Raw genomic sequence first — 18,709 nt, 5'->3', positions numbered from 1 at the left:
TCCCATCCGCTGGCGGTAACTCAGCTTGGCCTAGGATAGCTCCGCCAACAGCTCTTTTTGGTAAAGGCCAATACAAGCTTGGATCAAGTCGTCCAGCTCCCCATCCAAGATGGGCTGCAGAGGGAAATTCTGGTTAAGGCGGTGGTCGGTAACGCGGTTGTCCTTGTAGTTGTAGGTGCGAATTTTTTCCGAGCGGGATCCCGTTCCCACCTGCATGCGCCGAGCAGAGCTGATGGAGGCCTGTTGCTCCTGCAGCTTCATCTCGTAGAGTTTGGCCCGCAAAATCTGCATGGCCCGCTGGCGGTTCTGCAGTTGGGAACGCTCCTCGGTACAAAACACCCGGATCCCGGTGGGCTTGTGGAGAAGATCCACCGCCGTCTCCACCTTGTTCACGTTTTGGCCGCCTGCCCCCCCGGAGCGTGCCGTTTTGATTTCGATGTCTTTCGGGTCGATGACCACCTCCACCTCGTCCACCTCTGGCATCACCGCCACCGTGGCCGTCGAGGTGTGGACACGGCCTTGCGCTTCGGTGACGGGCACCCGCTGCACCCGATGCACGCCAGCTTCAAACTTGAGCTTGCTGTACACCTGATCCCCTTGAATCTCCAGGATCGCCTCTTTGTAGCCCCCCAGCTCTCCTTCCGAGAGGCTCGCCAGACGCACCGACCAGCCCAGCTTTTCGGCGTAGCGGGTGTACATGCGGGCCAGATCCGCCGCCCACAGCGCCGCCTCCTCCCCACCGGTGCCGGCGCGAATCTCCAACATGATGTTCTTGTCGTCGTTGGGATCCCGGGGCAGCAGCAGCAGGGTGAGCTTTTCCTCCAGTTGTTCTTGGCGGGCCCGCAGTTGCTCAAGTTCCGCTCTTGCCATCGCCTCCAGCTCCGGGTCGGAGGCCGATTCCCGCAAAAGTTCTTCCGTCTGTTGCAGATCGCGATTCAGCTTTTGCCAGTCGTGAAAAGCCTGGACGGTGGCCTCCAAGGAGGAGCGGGCCTTGGCAATCCGCTGCAGCTCAGCTGGATCCGTGGCCACGTCCGGATCGGCCAAGCGCACCGTCAGCTCCTGAAAAGTGGCTTCGACATTCTTAAGCTGGTCGATCAGTTGAGCAGAAGCCATAGATTCGCAATACCCAGGGATCCAAGCGTTGCCCACACCCAGATGGGGGAACCTCTACTTGGCCTTTTTGCCACCGCTCATGCCGTATTTGCGCATGAACTTCTCCACCCGGCCTTCGCTGTCGATGATCTTCTGGCTGCCGGTGAAAAAGGGATGGTTGCCCGACCAAACATCCACCTTGAGCTCCGGCTTGGTGGATCCCACCGTCATCACCACTTCGCCATTGCAGATGACTTTGGCTTCTGGATACCACTGCGGGTGCAATCCTTTCTTGGGCATAACCCTTTCCTCCTCTGGGCCTGTTTCTATACCCTTGTCTATCAACATCTTCCTCTAAAAACAACGGCAGGGATCCCTAGCGCTTCGAGTACTGGGGAGCCTTGCGGGCCTTGCGCAGGCCGTATTTCTTCCGCTCCACGGCGCGCGGATCCCGTTTCAGATAACCCTCGACTTTCAAAGGGCCGCGATTGGCCGGATCCACCTCGCAGAGGGCGCGCGCCACCCCCAGCTTGATCGCATCCGCCTGGCCGTGAACGCCGCCGCCATGGGCTCGCACTAGGATATCGTAGGAGTTTTCCAGACCAAGGATCTCCAGCGGCCCCTTCACACTGGCCAGAAGGGCTTCTTGATACTGCAGATACTGGTCTCCCGGCCTGTCGTTGATGATGATTTTGCCCGTGCCGGGCACCAAACGCACGCGGGCAACGGCGGTTTTGCGGCGTCCCGTTCCCCAATAAACGGCTCGTTGGCTGCTCGCTTGAGTCATGCTTTGGCTCCTGGGATCGTGTTGAGGGGATAAACTTGGGGCTGCTGGGCCTCATGAGGGTGGTTTGGCCCGACATAAACTTTCAACTTGGTGAATTGCCGCCGGCCCAAACGGGTGTGGGGCAACATTCCCTTGACCGCTTTTTCCACCACCCGCTCCGGCAGGCGCGCCTGCAGTTGGGCAAAGGTTTCTACTTTCATGCCGCCGGGACGGCCAGAGTGGCGGCGGTAGAGCTTTTGGGTGCGCTTTTTGCCAGTGACCACCACTTTCTCAGCGTTGATCACAATTACATAGTCCCCCGTATCCAGGTGAGGGGTGAAGTCCGGTTTGTGCTTACCCCGCAAGAGGGTGGCCACAGCGGCGGCCAAGCGGCCCAGGCGCTGATTGGCAGCATCCACCAGATACCAGCGGGGCGCCAGAGTTTCGGGGTTGGGAAGGGGAGTTTTGTTCATGGCAGGCAAGGAAACATATCAGGACAAGCTTGGAGATCGCCCAGATCAACCGCAGGAATGGGCCAACGTAGCCGGCGACCGGAGGGCGGAGGGAGGCTCTGTGGGCAAGGCCCAAAAGGGCGGCGAGTGGGCGAACTGTTGACCGAAGGGATCCGCAGCATAGCCCACATCCGTCAGGCACAGCCCTTGCGGAGGAGCGCTGTAGCGGGTGCGCATCTGGCTCCAGTCGTTGTGTTGCCACAGGTGGACAAATTGGGCTGGGCTGAGCTGGCCCCGGCCCACCACCTCTAGGGATCCCACCAAGAGCCGCATCATCCGGTAGAGGAAGCCGCTGGCCTGCACCTCGATGCTGATCAAGTCCCCCAGCCGCTGGCAGAGCACCTCCTGCACCTGTACCCGCGAGTGGGGCCGATCCGATCCCCGCCGCCGGAAGGCTTCCAAGCTGTGCTCCCCCAGCAGGGAATTCAGGGCTTCCGCCATCGGCTCCACCTGCAGAGGCCAACGCACTTGCCAGCTAAAGAGGCGCCAGAACACATCCGGTCGCTCCCGGTTCAGGATCAGGTAGCGGTAGCGGCGCCAGCGAGCCGAAAAGCGGGCGTGCCAGGAGTCAGGCACTTGAGCAGAAGCCAGCACTACCACATCTTCCGGCAGACAGTCGTTCAGCACCCTCGACCACTCCACCGCAGGGATGCCGGAGGTGGTGTCGAAGTGGGCCACCTGGCCTGCAGCATGAACCCCCGTATCGGTGCGACCGGCCCCATAGAGGGTTACCGGATGCCCCGCCCGCGACGCAATCGCCTCCTCCAGCACCCCTTGCACGGTACGGCGGGCTGCCTGGCGCTGCCAGCCATAGAACCTGCTGCCGAGGTACTGAATTCTCAGGGCAATGCGACGGTACGGCATGGATCCCTTTCCGCTACACCAGCTCGATGACCGCCATTTCTGCTCCATCCCCCCGCCGATGCACGGTGCGCAAGATGCGGGTATAGCCACCGGGCCGATCCCGGTAGCGCTCAGGAGCCTGCTCAAACAGGGAGCGCACCAGCTCCTTGTCGTAGATGTAGGCCAGCGCCTGTCGCCGCGCCGCCAGGGATCCCTCTTTGGCCAGGGTGATCATCTTCTCGGTGGTGGCCCGAATGGCTTTGGCGCGGGCTTTGGTGGTGGTGATCCGCCCTTCCCGCAGCAGAGCCGTGGTCAGCGCCCGCATCAGGGCCTTGCGCTGGTCGGCGGGCTTATTGAGGTGGGGGGTACGACGGCGGTGGCGCATGGTAACCTCTGTCTTGTGTCCTACACTCTTCGGGGATCCTTGCGTTTTGACGCGGTTGTGCTAGCGGTGCAGATGCTTGAGACGGAACCTAAACTCTAGGCCTTGCCTTTTTCGCGGGTGCGGGGCAGTGTCAGACCAAAGCGGGCTTTCAAAGCCTGCACCACCTCTTCGGCAGACTTCTGGCCAAAGTTTTTGATCTCCAGCAGATCTTCCTCGGTATAGAGCAGCAGATCGGCCACCGTGTTGATCTGAGCTCGCTTCAGACAGTTGTAGGCCCGTACCGAGAGCTGTAGCTCCTCGATGGGGATCTGGTTTTTTTGGTTGTCCTCGTCTGGCTTGGGCGGCACAGGAGCATCGAAGCTGACCTCCTGCAGCGGTGCGAACAAGCCCACCAAAATGCGGGCCGCTTGGCTGAGGGCCTCTTGCGGGGTGAGGCTGCCGTTGGTCCAGATTTCCAATACTAGCCGATCTTTTTCCAGGAATTGGCCCACCCGAGCTGCTTCCACAGCGTAGTTCACCTTGCGCACCGGCATGAAGACAGAGTCGATCTGCAGAAAATCAATCGCCATCGCTTTGCTGTCGGAGTAATCGACGGCGCGGTAGCCATGTCCCCGGCCAATCATGAACTCCATTTCCAAAATCGCCCCTTCCGCCAGGGTGGCAATGTGGTGACGGGGGTTGATCACCTCCACATCGCTGGGCAATTGCAGCTTCTCAGCAGTAACTTCCCCTGGCCCCTGAGCCACCAAGCGGCCCACCTGAGTCTCGGGGGAACTGGAGCGCAGCACCAGCTCCTTCATGTTTAGAAGGATCTCCATCACGTCTTCCCGCACCCCCGGCACCGTGGAAAACTCGTGGGTCACCCCGGCAATGCGTACAGCAGTCACCGCCGTCCCCTCCAGATTGGAGAGCAACACCCGCCGCAAAGCGTTGCCCACCGTGATCCCTTGGCCGCGCTCCAGTGGCCCCAGAGCAAATTTGCCGTAGTGAACGCCGTTATCATCCCGATGAGATTCAACACACTCGGTCTGGTAAGCAACAGCGCTTGAGCTCGCTCTGCTGCCCAGAGAGTGGGAGAGGGTTCGGCTGGTTTGAATCGTCATGGTGGCCCCGTCCGTCTGGCTCGATATCCGTTTGGAGAACTGATGAAACTTCGAGGTCATCTCACGCTTGGGCAGACCTTCGCTGAGGCATGGCGTAGCTCTGGAGAAAACCCCCTACAGACGCTCGACCAGCCCTCAACGCAGGATCCTTTAGACACGCCGCCGCTTGGGAGGACGGCAACCGTTGTGGGGAATGGGAGTAATATCTCGAATCAGAGTAATTTCCAGGCCCGTTGCCTGTAGAGCGCGAATGGCGGTTTCCCGACCGGCTCCCGGCCCGCTCACCATCACTTCGATCTGGCGCATGCCGTTCTCCATGGCTTGACGCGCCGCACTTTCTGCTGCCATTTGGGCGGCGAAGGGAGTGCCCTTTTTGGCCCCTTTGAAGCCCGTAGAACCTGCCGAGGCCCAAGACACCACATCGCCGTTGGGATCCGTGATGGTGACGATGGTGTTGTTGAAGGTGGACTGAATGTAGGCCACCCCATTGGGGATGTTCTTTTTGACTTTACGTCCGCGCCGTTGCTGCCGAGCCATGATCCAGGTGTCCTTGCAATCGACTGTTTGGGGTTGGGATTCGGGATGGTGGAAGAGTTTTGCCTTCCGCGCAAAGTCCAGCGACTACTTCTTGGCAGGAGCTTTCTTCTTGCCGGCCACCGTCTTCCTGACCCCCTTGCGGGTGCGGGCGTTGGTGCGGGTGCGCTGACCACGCACGGGCAGACCCAGGCGATGGCGACGACCTCGATAGGTGCCGATGTCGATCAGCCGCTTGATGTTCATCGCCTCCTGGCGGCGCAGATCCCCTTCTACCTGGTATTCGCCCTCCACCACCGTCCGTAGGGCGGCCACCTCAGCGTCGGTGAGGTCGCGGGTACGAGTATCCGGATTGATACCGGTCTTCGCCAAAATCTGGCGGGAGCGGGTTAGCCCAATGCCGTAAATGTAGGTGAGGGCAATCTCCACTCGCTTTTCTCGGGGGATGTCAACTCCCGCAATCCGTGCCATAGTCAGGGGTACCTTATCGAAATCAAATCAAACCAAGTTGCCTGCCTGAGATGGGATTTTTATTCAGGGGGATGTGGCCGTGGAGATGCTGGTCTTGGGATCCATGCTCACCGAGAGGTCTAGCCAACGTTTTGCTCGGTTGTGTCGGAAGCCTTTGCCTCTGTCTCCCATTGCAGGCTGAACCCACCCACCATCGACCCTCTAGCCCTGCCGCTGCTTGTGCTTGGGGTTGGAAGAACAAATGACCATCACCCGACCGTGGCGGCGGATGACCCGGCATTTTTCGCAGATCCGACGGACGGAAGGCCGCACCTTCATGGTTGATCCTGACAAAACCAGCGAATATCCATTCTATGTTCGTCTGGGCAGCCTGTCAAAATGTGTTTGGGTTTGCTGACAGCGAGCGGACAGTCGGGTTGGCTATGCTGGTTGGGCGAGGATCTCCTGAGTCAAAGTAGGCGCGACTGTGGGGTGGAGAAGGCCATGCGGTGGCAATGGCTGGTTGTGCTGAGTGGTGTGCTGGGGCTGGGATCCCCTGTGTTGGGGCAAGGGATCCCTTCGCCGGAGGCAGGCTCTTCCTCTGCTGGGAGGAACTTTTCTGCGGATGGGAACGGCCTGAGGACAGAGGGGGATTGGCTTTTGCCGTTGCGCAGCTCTGCCGATCGCATCGATGGGGTACCGGATCGGGGCTGGGTTGCGGTTGGGCTGTTGGAGGAGCAGGCCGTGACTCTGCTGGATGGGGCCAGCGGGGATCCCTTGTGGCAGGCGGCGGTGGGGTTTGCCCCCAGTGTGGTGCGGGTGGATGAGGCGCGGCAGGTGGTCTATGCCTCTGGCCCCAATGCCCCTGGGCTGGTGGCCCTCGATCTGCTGACGGGGGAGCTGATTCAGGCTTATGGGTTGCCGGCAGGGGTTTTGGATATTGCCGTGGATGGGGTCACAGGGCGGGTTTTCGCCTCCATGCCTTCTGCCCAAAGTCTGGCGGTGATGGCTGCTCCCCTGCGCGTCAGCGGTGCGCAAAGCGATCCCTCAGAGCAGCCGCAAGCCCGCAATTTGCCGATGCCCGGCCCCCCCTTGGCGCTGGCCTATGATGCGCAGCGGGGATCCCTGTTTGTGGGTCTAGCCGGGGAGGATCCCCTCAGTTTGCTGGTGGTCAACCCAGACAATGGGGAGTTGTTGGCCCGTTGGCGCGGCGGCAATACTCCGGAAGCGATGGCTTTGGATGCCGAACGGCAACGCTTGGTGGTGCTCAACTCCGGCAGCCAAGATCTAACAGTGCTGGATCTGAGCCGCAGCGGCGAGGCCCTGCAGCGGGTTGGCCTGGATTGGCGACCGACGCGGCTGGCCCTTTCCCCTGATGGACGTTGGGCTTACGTGACCTCCCGCGATAGCGACCGCCTGCAGCTGGTGGATTTACAGACGGGGCGATTGGTGGCCTCGCTGCGGCTGCAGGGACAGCCGACGGGTCTGGTGATGCTGGGGGAGCGGGATCTGTGGGTGGTGGCAGCAGGGATCCCGGCTTTGCGCCGTTTGCAGGATATTCAGGCTCAAGTTGGCGACGGCGGGACAGAGGTCCTGAACGGGGGAGTCCCCTCTCCAGGCAACCGCGGTGTGGTAACCGGGCGGGTGCTGGATATTGCCGGCCAACCCGTTCAGACCGGGGTTTTGCACTTGGCCGCCACGCCAACCCAACCCAGGCAAACCGTCCGCATTGCTGCCGACGGCACTTACGTGCTGCCGGAACTGTCGGCCGGCCTGTATTTGGTGGATGTGGAGGTGCCGGGTTTTCCGCTGACCAGCACCCAGGTGGAAGTCCGGGCCGGCTTTGTCTCCACTCAGGATATTCGTCTGCCGCCCGGGGAACCGACCCGCCGGCCGGAGGGCATTGGCCTTTTGCCGGATGAACCCGTTTACTCGGATGAGCTGGCCCGCCACCTCAGCATGGCCCTGAAGGAGTTGCAGCCCCAGCGACCGGTGATCCTCTTGAAGGGGCCTTTGGGGCCGGATCCTCGGTTTGAGCCGCTTCTGCCCCTCACCCAGGGCCTAACGTTGTTGGATCGGGATGAGCGCTACACCGCCGACTTGGCCAAGCTGAAGGCCATCGGGGATGCCCTGGGATTGCGCTATATCCTCTTGACCCAGATGCAGATCTCGCGGGACTACAACCGCCAGGGCAACTCTCTGCTGAATACGGCCTTACGCTTTGTGGCCCCGACGGTGCCGGTGGAAATTCCCAATTTCACCCCCAACCAGTTGCGCAGCCGCGGGGTGGTGGTGGTGGTGGACTTGCAGAGGGATCGGCCTGGGGATCGGGCCCGCTACTACGAAGCCTATGGGCGGGATGATGTGGGCGGGGATCCGATGTTTGAAGATGCGGCAGCGGGCCTGTTTCGGCTGCAGGTGCGCAACATGGTGCCGGTGTTTGTCCAACAATGGCAAACCAACAACCCCTTTTCGGGGTGAGGATCCCTGCAGCAGGATCTTGCCCTGTTCGCGTCAGGGGTGCGGAGCAGAATAGAACCGACTGCTACTACCGGATGCAACCTTCGCCATGCCTTTTTTCTTCTTTCATCCTCTCCGGCACAGGATTAGCTATCGCTACGCAACGCTCTCGCGAACAGGCAGTCTGGCCCTCTGCGGCTGGCTGGCACTGGCTTCAGGAGCGCTGGCTCAGGCTCCGGCCACCCCCATTCCGCGGTTGACGCCGTTGTTTCCCTCCCAAAACAGAGGGCAGCCCCAGGGAACAGCACGGCTGGTGGGGCAGGTGAGCAACAGCGTGGGGCAACCTGTGGCGGGGGCACAGGTGCAGTTGGAGGGCATGGAGAACCCCAATCAGCCGATTCAAACCGATGAGCGGGGCGCTTTTGAGCTAGACCAAGCCCCAGCCGGGCGCCGGATGTTGACGGTGTGGCACCCCGACTATGAAAAGGCAGAGCAGGAGATCCTCCTGCAAGCGGGCCTGACCACCCCTGTGGATGTGGTTTTGCAGGTGCCGATTCGGCCTCAGCCCCGCCGTCGCCTTGGCATTTTGGGGGTGGGAGGGTTGGAGCATACCCAACTGTTGGGCCAGCGCCTGGCCATAGAGGCGGTGCGTCTGGGCTTGATCCCCAACGGCGAGAAGGTGGTGCCCCTGGACAACCGTCGCATTCAGCCCATTTTGCAGAAGGTGGGCTGGCCCATCTACGAGCTGTTTGAGTGGGATCGCCGCAAGCCGGAGGCGGTGGGCCAATTTTTCGATTACCTGGGCCTGGAAGCCATCGTCATCGCCCGCGTCGATGTCCTCACTCGACCAGCTTCGCCAACGGAGCTGAGCCTGCGTTCCCGCAGCCGCCTGGAACTGTGGCGGTTTGATGAGCAAGGCAACCTTGTGGTAGATATCCTGGCCGAGGCCAGTCGCGATCAGGTGGAGCGGAGCAACCTCAATGCTGCCGAGCTGGCCCAGCTTTATCAAATCCAAGTCACCCAGATGGCTGCTGAGGTGGGATCCCGCTGGAAGGAGCATCACCCGCTGGCCCAGTACCTAGAACTGGCTCAGGGAGAAGCCCCACCCCCACGCTCTCGCCTGGATACGGCTGTGGAGCTGCGCATCCCCTCTGCCACACCGACTCCCTAGGTCTTAAGCAGAACAGCTCCGGGATCTCTTCTATTGTCGTGAAAGGGATCGTCCTCTGAGTTCGTCTAGCAACGACGGGAGGAGCCGCCCGAAGAGTGGCGAGAAGAGCTGCCCCCCGATGAAGGGCGGGAGGAGGAGCCGAAAGAGCCAGAAGAGCGCGAGGAGCCGCCACAACAGGAGCTTGCAAAGCTTGGATCTGGTTTTGCAGTTGTCTGCAGCGACGCTGCCTGCGCCAGTACATTGTGCCGCCGATTATCCCTGCAGCACCTGCCCCCACCCCTACCAACGGCCAGGGCGAAGGGGGAGGCGGGTAGGTCATGCCTCTGTTGAATTGCTGCCCGGCGCTGCAGCCGGCCTGACCGCGTCAGCGCTGCAGTTCCCCCCCCAGCGCTTTGCTCCTGACGCCAGCTGTCCCATGGGCTATTTTTGCTGGGGATCCCTTCCGATGGCGCGATAGGGCGAGCCACCCCAGTTTCAAGGCCAGCCCCAGCACCTGCCAGCCGCGCAACCGGATCACCAGGGATCCCCATCCGTGCCAACCGATGCGAGCGAAGGTCAAGCGCAGGTGTTGGGCCAACTGAGGGGGTAGAGCGGCGATTAGTCCCAAGCATTGCCCCGTCAAAGCCGGATCGGCAAAGCCAATTTCCACCCCTCCTTGCCAAGATTGGATGTGGAGCTGCTTGCCCAGCTTCCACAGGTAGGGCCAATCTCTGGGGGAGCAACGTTCTCCCCGCTGCGCCGGCCAACGGCCGCGAAGGCGCAGGGATCCCCAACGCCATTCCCAGCCACGGCGGCTGCCCCGCACGGCCCAGCCTCCCCAGCCGTGCCATTTCCAGATCCAGGCAAGGGGGCCCTGCCAGGGTTTGCGGTAGCGCAGAATGAGCTGTTGAGGCCAGAACAAGAGAGTTCCCACAAAGACGGCCAGCAGCAATCCCAAAGGACTCCGTCCCGCTAACGCGAACAGCTTGAGCACCGACTGGGATCCTCCGCGGTCAATCCATAGCGGGCCAGAAAACGGGGCAAATCGACCACCAGGCAGGTGTAGGATCCCTGCATCACCAGCCGCTCCTGCTGGGTGATCTCCACCTGAAACTGAATGCGTCTCCCCTCCACGGCCACGACTTCGACCCGCATCTGCAAGGGATCCCCCGCCACCGCTGCCGACCGATGTTCCAAGGCAAAGCGGATCCCGACCGCCGCTTCCTCCGGCTCGTAGAAGGGCTGCAAGGTGGTGTGGCTGCACCGCTCGATCAACGTCAACAAAGCCGGGGATCCGATCACCTTCACACCGGGGTTGCCCAGAGCCTCAGCGGTTTGTTCCGGGCCGAGGATCCCCTGCCAGGTGCCGAGGGTGCCCAGGGGAACAGGTTTCATCAGCGGGCGGGGGCGCGCATTCTCCCAGAGTGCCACAGGCTCCAGCCTTGCCAGAGCAGGAGAATCAACGCCAGGATCCCGACCACCCCGGCCAGCACCAGCGCCCGTTCCCAGCGGGTGGCATGGAAGCCGGTTACCGTCCAATCGCGGCTGAGGTTGGATCCCAGAATGGCAAGCACAGCCAGGCCCAAACCTCGGATCCCCAGAGATTCCGCCCCTCTTCCCTCCTGCTGCAGGAGGATGGGCTGCAGCGCCGCCAGGATCAAGGCGGTGGTCAAGGCTCCCAACAGGAAGGCCGCTTGCGGCTGAGCGTGAATGAAGTAGCCCACCCCCACCGGCAAAGCCAGGCTAGCCAGCGTCAGGGCGATCCCCGTCTGCAGGGGTTTGTCTGGCCCGTATAGCCAGTGAATGAGCGCCGCCAGCGCCATGGCCGCCATTCCCAGGTACAGCGCCGCCGACACATAGGGTTGGGTGAGGTCGATCCCGGCAACCTGCAGGTTGAACTGGTGCAACAGGTTTTGCAGCAGAGGGCGGGCCGACAAAAACAAAGCGGCCATGGCCCCCCAACGGCTGGGAAAAGCCAGACATCCCAGCCCCAAGAGGGCCGCCCCGTAGGATCCCCCCAGCCGCAACGCCAGCAGCGCTCCTCCGCCCACCAGCGTTAGGCCCACACAGGCCCGCCAGAGCAGCCGTCCTTGTTGCTCGGCAACGCTGACGCGACCGGCTGAAGCCTCCGGCCCGCTGACGCCAGCAGGTTCCCCTGGCGCAGGGATCCCCTGTCCCGTCTGGTTTTCCAAGGCAAGCAAGGCCCACGAGAGCAGCACCCCTGCCCCGTAGAGCAAGGCCCAAAAGGGATCCTGGTATAGGCCGTTGCGGGTCAAGGCCAAGGCCAGCGCCAACGCCACCAGCCACCCCACCCCATGCCCCACTGCCGACAGCAGCCCGGGGGAGTCTTCTGAGGCGGTCAAGAGCGGCACAGTGCCTGCCACCAAGCTGAGGGCGGCCAGCCCCACCGGCAACAGCACCTGCCAAGGGAGATCCGGCTGGGATCCCATCTCCAGCAGGCGAGATCCCCAGGTTATGGCGGCAATGCCGCTCCACCCCTGGCCCAGCGCCATCAGCAACGACAGGGCTTCCGCTGCGGCCAAGACCCCCAGCAAAGGGATCCCCACCAAGCCCATCCCCAGGCCGCAGCCCCACAGAAACAGCATTCCATGCTGCTCCGCAATGCCGATGCGACTGGGGGAGCCGATAGCCAGACTTTGCCAGGCCGCCAAACTGAGCAACAGCACCACCAGCCCTTGCCCGGCCCGACCGCAGCCACTCAACCCCAGTAAACCCACCCCCACCAGGCCCCCCAACAACAAAGCCAGGGGGATCAGATCCGGCAACTGACCCAGCCAGCACCCCAGCGCCGCCAAGGCCACCAAGCCCAGCCCCACTGCCGGTTGCCAGCGGCGAACGGATCCCCAGCGGCGATATCGAATCGCTTCCAACAGCAAGACCACCAAGCCAATCGCGGCCGCAATCGCCAAAACTCCACCCAGCACGTGCTCCCTCCTTTCAAGCCCTGCACCAACTATCGCCTATCGCTGTCCGGTCATCATCGCCATTCAGAACCAATCGAGCGGAAGCGTTGCCTAGCATCAGGTTTGCTCCTTGCCCCAGACCCGATGGGGAGCAAATGCGTTTGCGTTTGTGAAAGCATCGCGCAGCGATAACGCAAAGATAAGCTGGAGAAGAGCAGCGAGCGGGCGTTCATGTCTTCAGAGCATTACAAGTTCGACCTTTTCTTGCACTACCACCGAGAGCAAGCCCGGTGGGCGCGTCAACTGGCGGAGCGGCTGGATCGCGAGGGTTTCAAAGTCTGGTTTGACCGCTGGATGCTGCAGCCGGGGGATAACCGCAAGCTGGAGCTGCAACTGGCCATCGAACAATGCCGCTGGGTGGGAGTGGTGGCCTCTCCAGAGTTTGTTGCCGATCCCTGGCCAAGGGATGAGCTGTACAGCGGGTTTCCCCATGCCCCGGCACGACAAAACCAGCGCCTGCTGACGCTGCTGCACACCCCCACTGAGCTACCCCGCCCCCTGGAAGAGGCGCCCCTGCTGGATTTTACTGGCTCAGAAGAGGATCCGGTGCTGTTTGAGTACCGCGCCTTGGAGCTAATGCACTTTTTGGATCCCAGCTTCCCTGCCCCCGGGGATCTGCAGCGGTTCCGGCTGCAATACCGCCGCCGTGAGGGGAAAGAGTCCCTGGAAGATGAAGAGGTGCGGGGATTTCAGGCCTTTTTGCGGGCCATCCAGATGGCCATCCTGCGCATTGCCACAGGCGAAACCCCCTCCGCCACGCCAGAAGAAGGAGCGCGTCAGATCGCCATTTTGCAGTTCATTCAGCGGCTGTTTCAGTGGAACAGTGCCGACATCCAATTCGAGCGGGGGGAAGACTGGCGTCGCCGCGGCAACCTGACGGAAGCCCTGGCCGCCTACGACCGGGCTCTGAACATGGATCCCAACTTCGCCCTGGCTTGGAGCCGCCGTGGGGATGTGCTGGTGCAGCTGGCCCGCTACCGCGAGGCGGTGGACAGCTACAACGGATCCCTGAGCATCAACCCCTACGACGAAGAAACCCGGCTGCGCCTGGCCCTGATTCTGGGGCGCCTGGGGCAGTACAAGTCGGCGGTGGTTAACTACGACAAGGTGCTGGAGAGCAACCCGGAAGATGCTCTGGCCTGGCATAACCGCGGCATCCGCCTGCTGCAACTGAAGCGGTCGAAGCTGGCCCTGAACAGCCTGAACAAAGCGCTGCGCCACAACCCCAAGCAGCCCCGCACCTGGCTGGCCCGTGGGATCGTGCTGCGGCGGCTGCGTCGGCCCAGCTCGGCAGCGGCTAGTTTTGCGCGGGTTTTGAAGCTCAACCCCAGAAGTGCGCGGGTTTGGCGCTACCAAGGCAATGCCCTCTTCCACTGCCACCGGCTGCGCTCGGCTGTCGAGTGTTACAAGCGCTCGCTGCGGCTGCGTCGCCGGGATCCCATAACCCTGCACAACTTGGGGGTGGCCCTGCTGCGCTTGGGGCAGTATCGGCTGGCCAGCAAGGCCCTAGAACGCGCTCTGCGCTACGATGCCGACAACTACAAAAGCTGGTACGCCCGCGGTGTGGCCTTCCAGAAATTGGGCTACCTGAAAGAAGCCTGTATCCACTTCGAGGAAGCCCTCAAGATCAAGCCGGAGCACTTTCCAGCCCGCTATGCCTTGGCGGTAGCTCAGCAGGAGCTGGGGCAATATGAGGCCAGCCTACGGCATTTCCAGCGCTTGGTGCAGCAGCGTCCCGGCAGTTCTGCCTGCTGGTTTGGCCAGATCACCGGCCTGCGGCGCCTGGGCCGGCTGGAAGAAGCCCGTGCCGCCTGCCAGCAGATGATCCACCTCAACGAACGGGATCCCTGGGGCTGGTTTGCCCTGGGGTTGATCTACAGCGAGCTGAGGGATCCCGAACAAGCTGTGCAAGCCTACTCGCGGGTTTTGCAGCTCACCCCAGAAGATGCTGTGGCCCTCAACAACCGCGCCTGGGAAGCCTTGAAACTGGGGAAGCTGGAACCTGCTCTGGCAGACGCCCAACAGGCCACGCACCTGGATCCGCAGCGGCCCGCCTTTTGGCACACCCTGGGGCTGATTCAACTGCGGGCCGGCCAGCGAGCAGCCGCCCAGGCCAGCTTGCGGCGCTGTCTGGAGCTGGATCCCCAATTTCAGCCGGCCCAAGCTGCTTTGCAGGATTTGGCCCAAGAAGACTCGGCCTCCCCGGCGGGAATGGCTCTGCCGGAATTGGAAACCCTCACTCCCCAACCGCAGCCAGTTGACCCCAACCCCTAGCAGGATCCCCTGGGCTTTCAGACCCCAAGGACAATGCCTGCAGCAGGCAGACGGGAGCAGAACATGCCACACTGGATCCCGCCCCCCAGGACCGACACGCATGGATCTCTATCTGATCCCTGTCAAGCTTCCCCACAGCTCCTACGATATTCTCCTCCAGTCTGCCGAAGGCCCCCCTGGCCACAGCCTCATCCAGCTGGGATCCCAAATGCGAGCTAGAGGGCTTTCCGGCAAGGCTCTGGTGGTGAGCCATCCCGGCATTGCCAAACACTTTGCCGAGAAGTTGCTGCAGGGGCTGCAACAAGCGGGGTTTGCCGCCCACCTCTGCCTATTGCCTGCCGGCGAACGCTACAAAACCCTGCGCTCGGTGGCCAAGATCTACGACGCCGCCCTAGCCTTTGGCCTGGAGCGCTCCTCCACCTTGGTGGCTCTAGGAGGGGGGGTCATTGGCGACATGGTGGGGTTTGCTGCCGCCACCTGGCTGCGCGGGATCCCTTTTGTGCAGGTGCCCACCTCACTTTTGGCCATGGTGGATGCGGCCATCGGCGGCAAGACCGGTGTCAACCATCCTGGCGGGAAAAACCTCATTGGGGCGTTTTATCAGCCGCGCCTGGTGTGGATTGACCCGACGGTGCTGAAAACTCTGCCCCCACGGGAGTTTACTTCGGCTTTGGCAGAGGTGATCAAATACGGCGTGATTCAGGCTGCCGACCTATTTGAGTTTTTGGAAGATCGACCCCAACTGAGCCGCTATACCGACTTTACTCCCGCAGACTTGCACTACCTGCTGCGCCGCTGTGCCGAGTGCAAAGCCTGGGTGGTGCAGCAGGACGAGAAAGAAGCGGGCCTGCGGGCCATCCTCAACTACGGCCATACCCTCGGCCATGCCCTAGAAGCTGCCACCGGCTACCGCCGCTATCTGCACGGAGAAGCTGTCGCCATCGGCATGGTAGCTGCCGGGGAGATCGCCCGCCGCCTGGGTTGGTGGAGCGCCGCCGAGGCGGAGCGGCAACGACGCCTGATCGAGAAAGCAGGATTGCCCAGCCGGTGGCCTGCCGGGATCCCTTGGGAGGCAGTGCTGCAGGCAATGCAGGCCGACAAGAAAGTCAAACAGGGGCGGATTCGCTTCGTTCTGCCCCGCCGCATCGGCCAGGCCGAGCTGACCGACCAGGTGGAATTGGCAGACATTCAGGCGGCTGTAGAATCCGTTACCCTCCCAGCTTTAGGGGCGTCTTGAGCCTTAAAATAAGGGGACTTGAGGATGGCAAAGCATGGGACGGCAACAACGGGTAGCCATTTTGGGAGCAACAGGGGCAGTAGGGGCAGAGCTGCTGATGCTGCTGGAAGAGCGCAACTTTCCTGTAGCCGACCTCAAGCTTTTGGCCTCTCCCCGCTCTGCAGGCACTTATCTAACCTTCAAGGGGGAGCGGATCCCGGTGGAACCAGTTTCAGAAGCGGCCTTCCGGGGCCTGGATCTGGTGCTGGCCTCTGCCGGAGCAAGTGTTTCCAAAGCCTGGGCCAAGCCCATCGTCGAGGCGGGGGCGGTGCTGATTGACAACTCCAGCGCCTTTCGCCTGGATCCCAATGTTCCGCTGGTGGTGCCGGAGGTCAACCCCCAGGAAGCCTTCCGTCACCAAGGGATCATTGCCAATCCCAACTGCACCACCATCCTAATGTGCGTGGCCATCTACCCCCTGCATCGCCACATCCCCCTGCGCCGCGTGGTGGCCGCCACCTATCAATCGGCCAGTGGGGCCGGGGCCCGCGCCATGGTGGAGCTGCAAGAGCAAACCCGCGCCTACCTCCAGGGGCAGCCGTTGCAGCCCCAGGTGTTCCCTTACCCCATTGCCTTCAACCTCTTCCTCCACAACAGCCCCCTGCAAGAGAACGGCTACTGCCAGGAAGAGATGAAAATGGTCAACGAATCCCGCAAGATTATGGGATCCCCCAACCTGCGGCTGACAGCTACCTGTGTGCGGGTGCCGGTGCTGCGTACCCACGCCGAGGCCCTCAACCTGGAGTTTGAACAGCCCTTCCCTGTGGAAAAAGCCCGGCAAATCCTGGCCCAGGCCCCTGGGGTGGTGCTCATCGAAGATTGGCAGCAAAACCGCTTTCCCATGCCCATCGACGTGGCCGGCAGGGATGAAGTGGCGGTGGGCCGCATCCGCCAAGACATCTCCGAGCCCAAGGCCCTGGAGCTGTGGCTGTGCGGGGATCAAATCCGCAAAGGTGCGGCCCTCAACGCCCTTCAAATTGCCGAGCTGCTTTTGAAGGACTAATTCACTACAACTGTCCAGGTTACTGGCCCCGCTGTAACAGGGGCAGCCTGAGTGCTGTTCAACGTCACCGGGGAGTTGGGGTAAGTATAGGTACCGGCTGGTGTCAAAGCTACCGCTGTTTTTACAGGGATGGTCACTGTGCAAGTTCCTCCTACGGCTACTTGTCCTCCGGTGAATTGAATGGTGTTCCCGTTCACCGGAGCTGTGAGAGTGGGGGAGCCGCACGAAGGTGTAAAAATCCCCGCAGCGGCAACTTGCAAACCAGAAGACGGCGCTCCCGGCAAGGTGTGGTTAAAGGCCAAGCCCGTCAATGGAATGGCTGCGTTGTTGGTTATTGTAAACGTCAGAGTTCCATTCCCGGTAACGGGAGCTGGGCCAATTGGGCCAAGCGGGTTGGGAGCAAAGGCCATGGTAAAGGTGGGAGCTGGCACCGTTACCGTTAGGTTGATAGCCGCAGCGGTAGCATTGGGCGCTTGGTTGCTGCTCAGGGTTACCGCGGGGCTGGTCAGGGATCCCGCTGTCGTGGCTGTAACCTGAAGATCCAGGCTGATGGTGCAGCTAGCGTTGGCTGCCAATGAGCCGTTGACCAGCAAGATGGAAGTTGCTCCTGGTGCAGCTGCCAGCGTCCCGCCACAGCCGTTGTTGAGGTTGTTGGGAGTGGCAACGATCAAGCCGGCAGGCAAGGTGTCGGAAAAAGATAGACCAGTCAGCGGCAGAGCGGCTGTGTTGGTGATCGTGTAGGTCAGGGTTGTTTTGGCAGTAGGGCCGGCAGCTACCGAGGTGGGGCTAAATGCCTTGCTAAAAGTCGGGGCACCCGTTGTGGGCGTAGGTGTCGGGGTTGGGGTGGGGGTGGGCGTCGGGGTTGGGGTGGGTGTTGGAGTTGGGGTCGGTGTAGGTGTCGGTGTAGGCACTATCGTCCCACCGCTTCCGCCGCCACCTAGGGAATAGCTCCTTCAGACTTGCTCTTAGGTCGTGTTGATCTTATGTTAGGATAGAGAGAATAATTTATAGAGGAAAGAGGATGAAGTTGGTTTTTTTAGATGAAAACAAATGGCAGAAGATATTGGCTTTTTTACAGACAGAAGAGAGAGTTAACATTGGGAAAGAAGCAAACTGTAAACAGTTTATTGAAGCAGTTCTTTGGATAGCCCGTTCCGGTGCTCCTTGGCGCTACCTCCCAGAAGGATATGGCAAATGGTACACCATCTATCAAAGATTCCACCGGTGGAGTCGTTTTGGAGTGTGGGAACGGATGTTCAAGTATTTTATTGACGACCCTGATTTAGAGCATCTCATTATTGATTCAACCATGGTTCGAGCGCACTCCTGTGCTGCCGGAAAAAAGGGGAGCAAGCTTTGGGGAGAAGCCGAGGCGGATACAGCACCAAGATTCATGTGAGTGTAGATGGGTTGGGAAATCCGCTGGAATTGAGAATAACTGGCGGAGAAAAGAGCGATATTACTCAAGGGGAAGAATTGATAGAGGGCTGGCAGAGAAAGGATACCAAAGTAATTGGGGATAAAGGATATGATGCGGATAAGTTGATTGAGAAGATAGGGGAAGCTCAAGCGGTTATTCCGCCTAAAAGGAATAGAAAGACGCAGCGGCATTATGACAAGCATCTGTATCAAGAGAGGCATTTAATCGAATGCTTTTTTCATAAGTTAAAGCAGTACCGGCATCTATTTTCTCGTTTTGACAAATTGGCCAGGAACTTCTTGAGTTTTCTCTATCTCGTCAGTGCTCTCTTTTGGCTCAAATGAAAGATCAACACAACCTAGGTACCTTGCTTGTAAGCACAAAATCTGGCGCTCCAAGCCAACTTTCAGAACCTCGCCTATGCCGCTCGAGCCAGCAATGTTCACACAACGTTGGA

The 18,709-nt window shown here is 61.1% G+C and carries 20 protein-coding genes; 6 read left to right on the top strand and 14 right to left on the bottom strand.

All coding sequences use genetic code 11. The features are described 5' to 3' along the window. Positions 1 to 30: 30 nt before the first annotated feature. From prfA to rpmJ, 10 genes are all read right to left on the bottom strand, one after another. On the bottom strand, positions 31 to 1,113 hold the full coding sequence (gene prfA, locus CYB_RS07535; protein ID WP_011433196.1) for a peptide chain release factor 1: 1,083 nt from the start codon (positions 1,111 to 1,113) through the stop codon (positions 31 to 33). Between the two features lie 54 nt (positions 1,114 to 1,167). Next, positions 1,168 to 1,392 carry a 50S ribosomal protein L31 gene (rpmE, locus tag CYB_RS07530; RefSeq protein WP_011433195.1) on the bottom strand — a complete coding sequence of 75 codons (225 nt, stop codon included), beginning with the start codon at positions 1,390 to 1,392 and terminating at the stop codon, positions 1,168 to 1,170. Positions 1,393 to 1,468: 76 nt separating this feature from the next. After that, positions 1,469 to 1,879, bottom strand: coding sequence for a 30S ribosomal protein S9 (gene rpsI / locus CYB_RS07525; protein ID WP_011433194.1), 411 nt, complete (start codon positions 1,877 to 1,879; stop codon positions 1,469 to 1,471). Then, positions 1,876 to 2,331, bottom strand: coding sequence for a 50S ribosomal protein L13 (gene rplM, locus CYB_RS07520; RefSeq protein ID WP_011433193.1), 456 nt, complete (start codon positions 2,329 to 2,331; stop codon positions 1,876 to 1,878). The genes rpsI and rplM overlap by 4 nt, the downstream gene beginning before the upstream one ends. 45 nt (positions 2,332 to 2,376) lie before the next feature. Then, on the bottom strand, positions 2,377 to 3,234 hold the full coding sequence (gene truA / locus CYB_RS07515; protein WP_011433192.1) for a tRNA pseudouridine(38-40) synthase TruA: 858 nt from the start codon (positions 3,232 to 3,234) through the stop codon (positions 2,377 to 2,379). Positions 3,235 to 3,247: 13 nt separating this feature from the next. Continuing rightward, entirely contained in the window at positions 3,248 to 3,598 is a 351-nt protein-coding gene (gene rplQ / locus CYB_RS07510) for a 50S ribosomal protein L17 (protein WP_011433191.1), read from the bottom strand. 95 nt (positions 3,599 to 3,693) lie between these two features. Beyond that, positions 3,694 to 4,701, bottom strand: a complete 1,008-nt coding sequence (locus CYB_RS07505; protein WP_011433190.1) for a DNA-directed RNA polymerase subunit alpha — start codon at positions 4,699 to 4,701, stop codon at positions 3,694 to 3,696. 150 nt (positions 4,702 to 4,851) lie between these two features. Beyond that, complete coding sequence (gene rpsK, locus CYB_RS07500; protein WP_011433189.1) at positions 4,852 to 5,238, bottom strand: 30S ribosomal protein S11; 387 nt, start codon at positions 5,236 to 5,238, stop codon at positions 4,852 to 4,854. 84 nt (positions 5,239 to 5,322) lie between these two features. Next, positions 5,323 to 5,706: a 30S ribosomal protein S13 gene (rpsM, locus tag CYB_RS07495; RefSeq protein WP_011433188.1), complete on the bottom strand. Its 384-nt coding sequence runs from the start codon at positions 5,704 to 5,706 to the stop codon at positions 5,323 to 5,325. A gap of 201 nt (positions 5,707 to 5,907) precedes the next feature. Further along, positions 5,908 to 6,024 (bottom strand): 50S ribosomal protein L36, encoded by a 117-nt coding sequence (gene rpmJ / locus CYB_RS07490; RefSeq protein ID WP_011433187.1) that lies wholly within the window; start codon positions 6,022 to 6,024, stop codon positions 5,908 to 5,910. Between the two features lie 165 nt (positions 6,025 to 6,189). Here rpmJ and CYB_RS07485 point away from each other — a divergent pair, with 165 nt between their 5' ends. Both CYB_RS07485 and CYB_RS07480 read left to right on the top strand, forming a co-directional pair. Continuing rightward, entirely contained in the window at positions 6,190 to 8,166 is a 1,977-nt protein-coding gene (locus CYB_RS07485; RefSeq protein WP_011433186.1) for a carboxypeptidase regulatory-like domain-containing protein, read from the top strand. A gap of 88 nt (positions 8,167 to 8,254) precedes the next feature. Further along, entirely contained in the window at positions 8,255 to 9,316 is a 1,062-nt protein-coding gene (locus CYB_RS07480) for a carboxypeptidase-like regulatory domain-containing protein (RefSeq protein ID WP_011433185.1), read from the top strand. Positions 9,317 to 9,680: 364 nt separating this feature from the next. Here the strand turns inward: CYB_RS07480 and CYB_RS07475 are convergent, their stop codons facing one another. From CYB_RS07475 to CYB_RS07465, 3 genes are read right to left on the bottom strand one after another with little or no spacing between them, the layout of a single operon-like run. Then, complete coding sequence (locus CYB_RS07475) at positions 9,681 to 10,289, bottom strand: hypothetical protein (protein ID WP_041436487.1); 609 nt, start codon at positions 10,287 to 10,289, stop codon at positions 9,681 to 9,683. After that, positions 10,268 to 10,690, bottom strand: coding sequence for a thioesterase family protein (locus CYB_RS07470; protein ID WP_011433183.1), 423 nt, complete (start codon positions 10,688 to 10,690; stop codon positions 10,268 to 10,270). Before CYB_RS07470 ends, CYB_RS07475 begins: the two co-directional genes overlap by 22 nt. Beyond that, positions 10,690 to 12,225, bottom strand: coding sequence for a hypothetical protein (locus CYB_RS07465; RefSeq protein WP_238376718.1), 1,536 nt, complete (start codon positions 12,223 to 12,225; stop codon positions 10,690 to 10,692). The genes CYB_RS07470 and CYB_RS07465 overlap by 1 nt, the downstream gene beginning before the upstream one ends. Before the next feature lie 225 nt (positions 12,226 to 12,450). On the opposite strand from CYB_RS07465, the gene CYB_RS07460 reads away from it, so the two are divergent. The 3 genes from CYB_RS07460 to CYB_RS07450 all read left to right on the top strand — a co-directional run bounded on the left by CYB_RS07460 (position 12,451) and on the right by CYB_RS07450 (position 16,832). Further along, on the top strand, positions 12,451 to 14,553 hold the full coding sequence (locus CYB_RS07460) for a toll/interleukin-1 receptor domain-containing protein (RefSeq protein WP_011433181.1): 2,103 nt from the start codon (positions 12,451 to 12,453) through the stop codon (positions 14,551 to 14,553). Positions 14,554 to 14,653: 100 nt separating this feature from the next. Continuing rightward, the gene (aroB, locus tag CYB_RS07455) at positions 14,654 to 15,790 is read left to right on the top strand and encodes a 3-dehydroquinate synthase (RefSeq protein WP_011433180.1); all 1,137 of its coding nucleotides are present in this window, start codon (positions 14,654 to 14,656) and stop codon (positions 15,788 to 15,790) included. A 34-nt stretch (positions 15,791 to 15,824) separates the two neighbouring features. Beyond that, a complete protein-coding gene (locus CYB_RS07450; protein ID WP_011433179.1) occupies positions 15,825 to 16,832 on the top strand; it encodes an aspartate-semialdehyde dehydrogenase in 1,008 nt (335 codons plus the stop codon). Here the strand turns inward: CYB_RS07450 and CYB_RS14835 are convergent. After that, positions 16,829 to 17,743, bottom strand: coding sequence for a hypothetical protein (locus CYB_RS14835; protein WP_011433178.1), 915 nt, complete (start codon positions 17,741 to 17,743; stop codon positions 16,829 to 16,831). The genes CYB_RS07450 and CYB_RS14835 overlap by 4 nt on opposite strands. Before the next feature lie 110 nt (positions 17,744 to 17,853). Here CYB_RS14835 and CYB_RS14520 point away from each other — a divergent pair. Then, positions 17,854 to 18,596 (top strand): IS5-like element ISSoc13 family transposase gene (locus CYB_RS14520; RefSeq protein WP_148202704.1). Its coding sequence is split into 2 segments (ribosomal slippage): positions 17,854 to 18,172 and positions 18,172 to 18,596, totalling 744 coding nucleotides; the frame shifts between segments, so codons are not numbered across the junction. The last annotated feature ends 113 nt before the right edge of the window (positions 18,597 to 18,709 follow it).

The organism is Synechococcus sp. JA-2-3B'a(2-13), from assembly GCF_000013225.1.
GTDB lineage: Bacteria > Cyanobacteriota > Cyanobacteriia > Thermostichales > Thermostichaceae > Thermostichus.
This window is presented reverse-complemented; position numbering and strand designations above follow the sequence as displayed.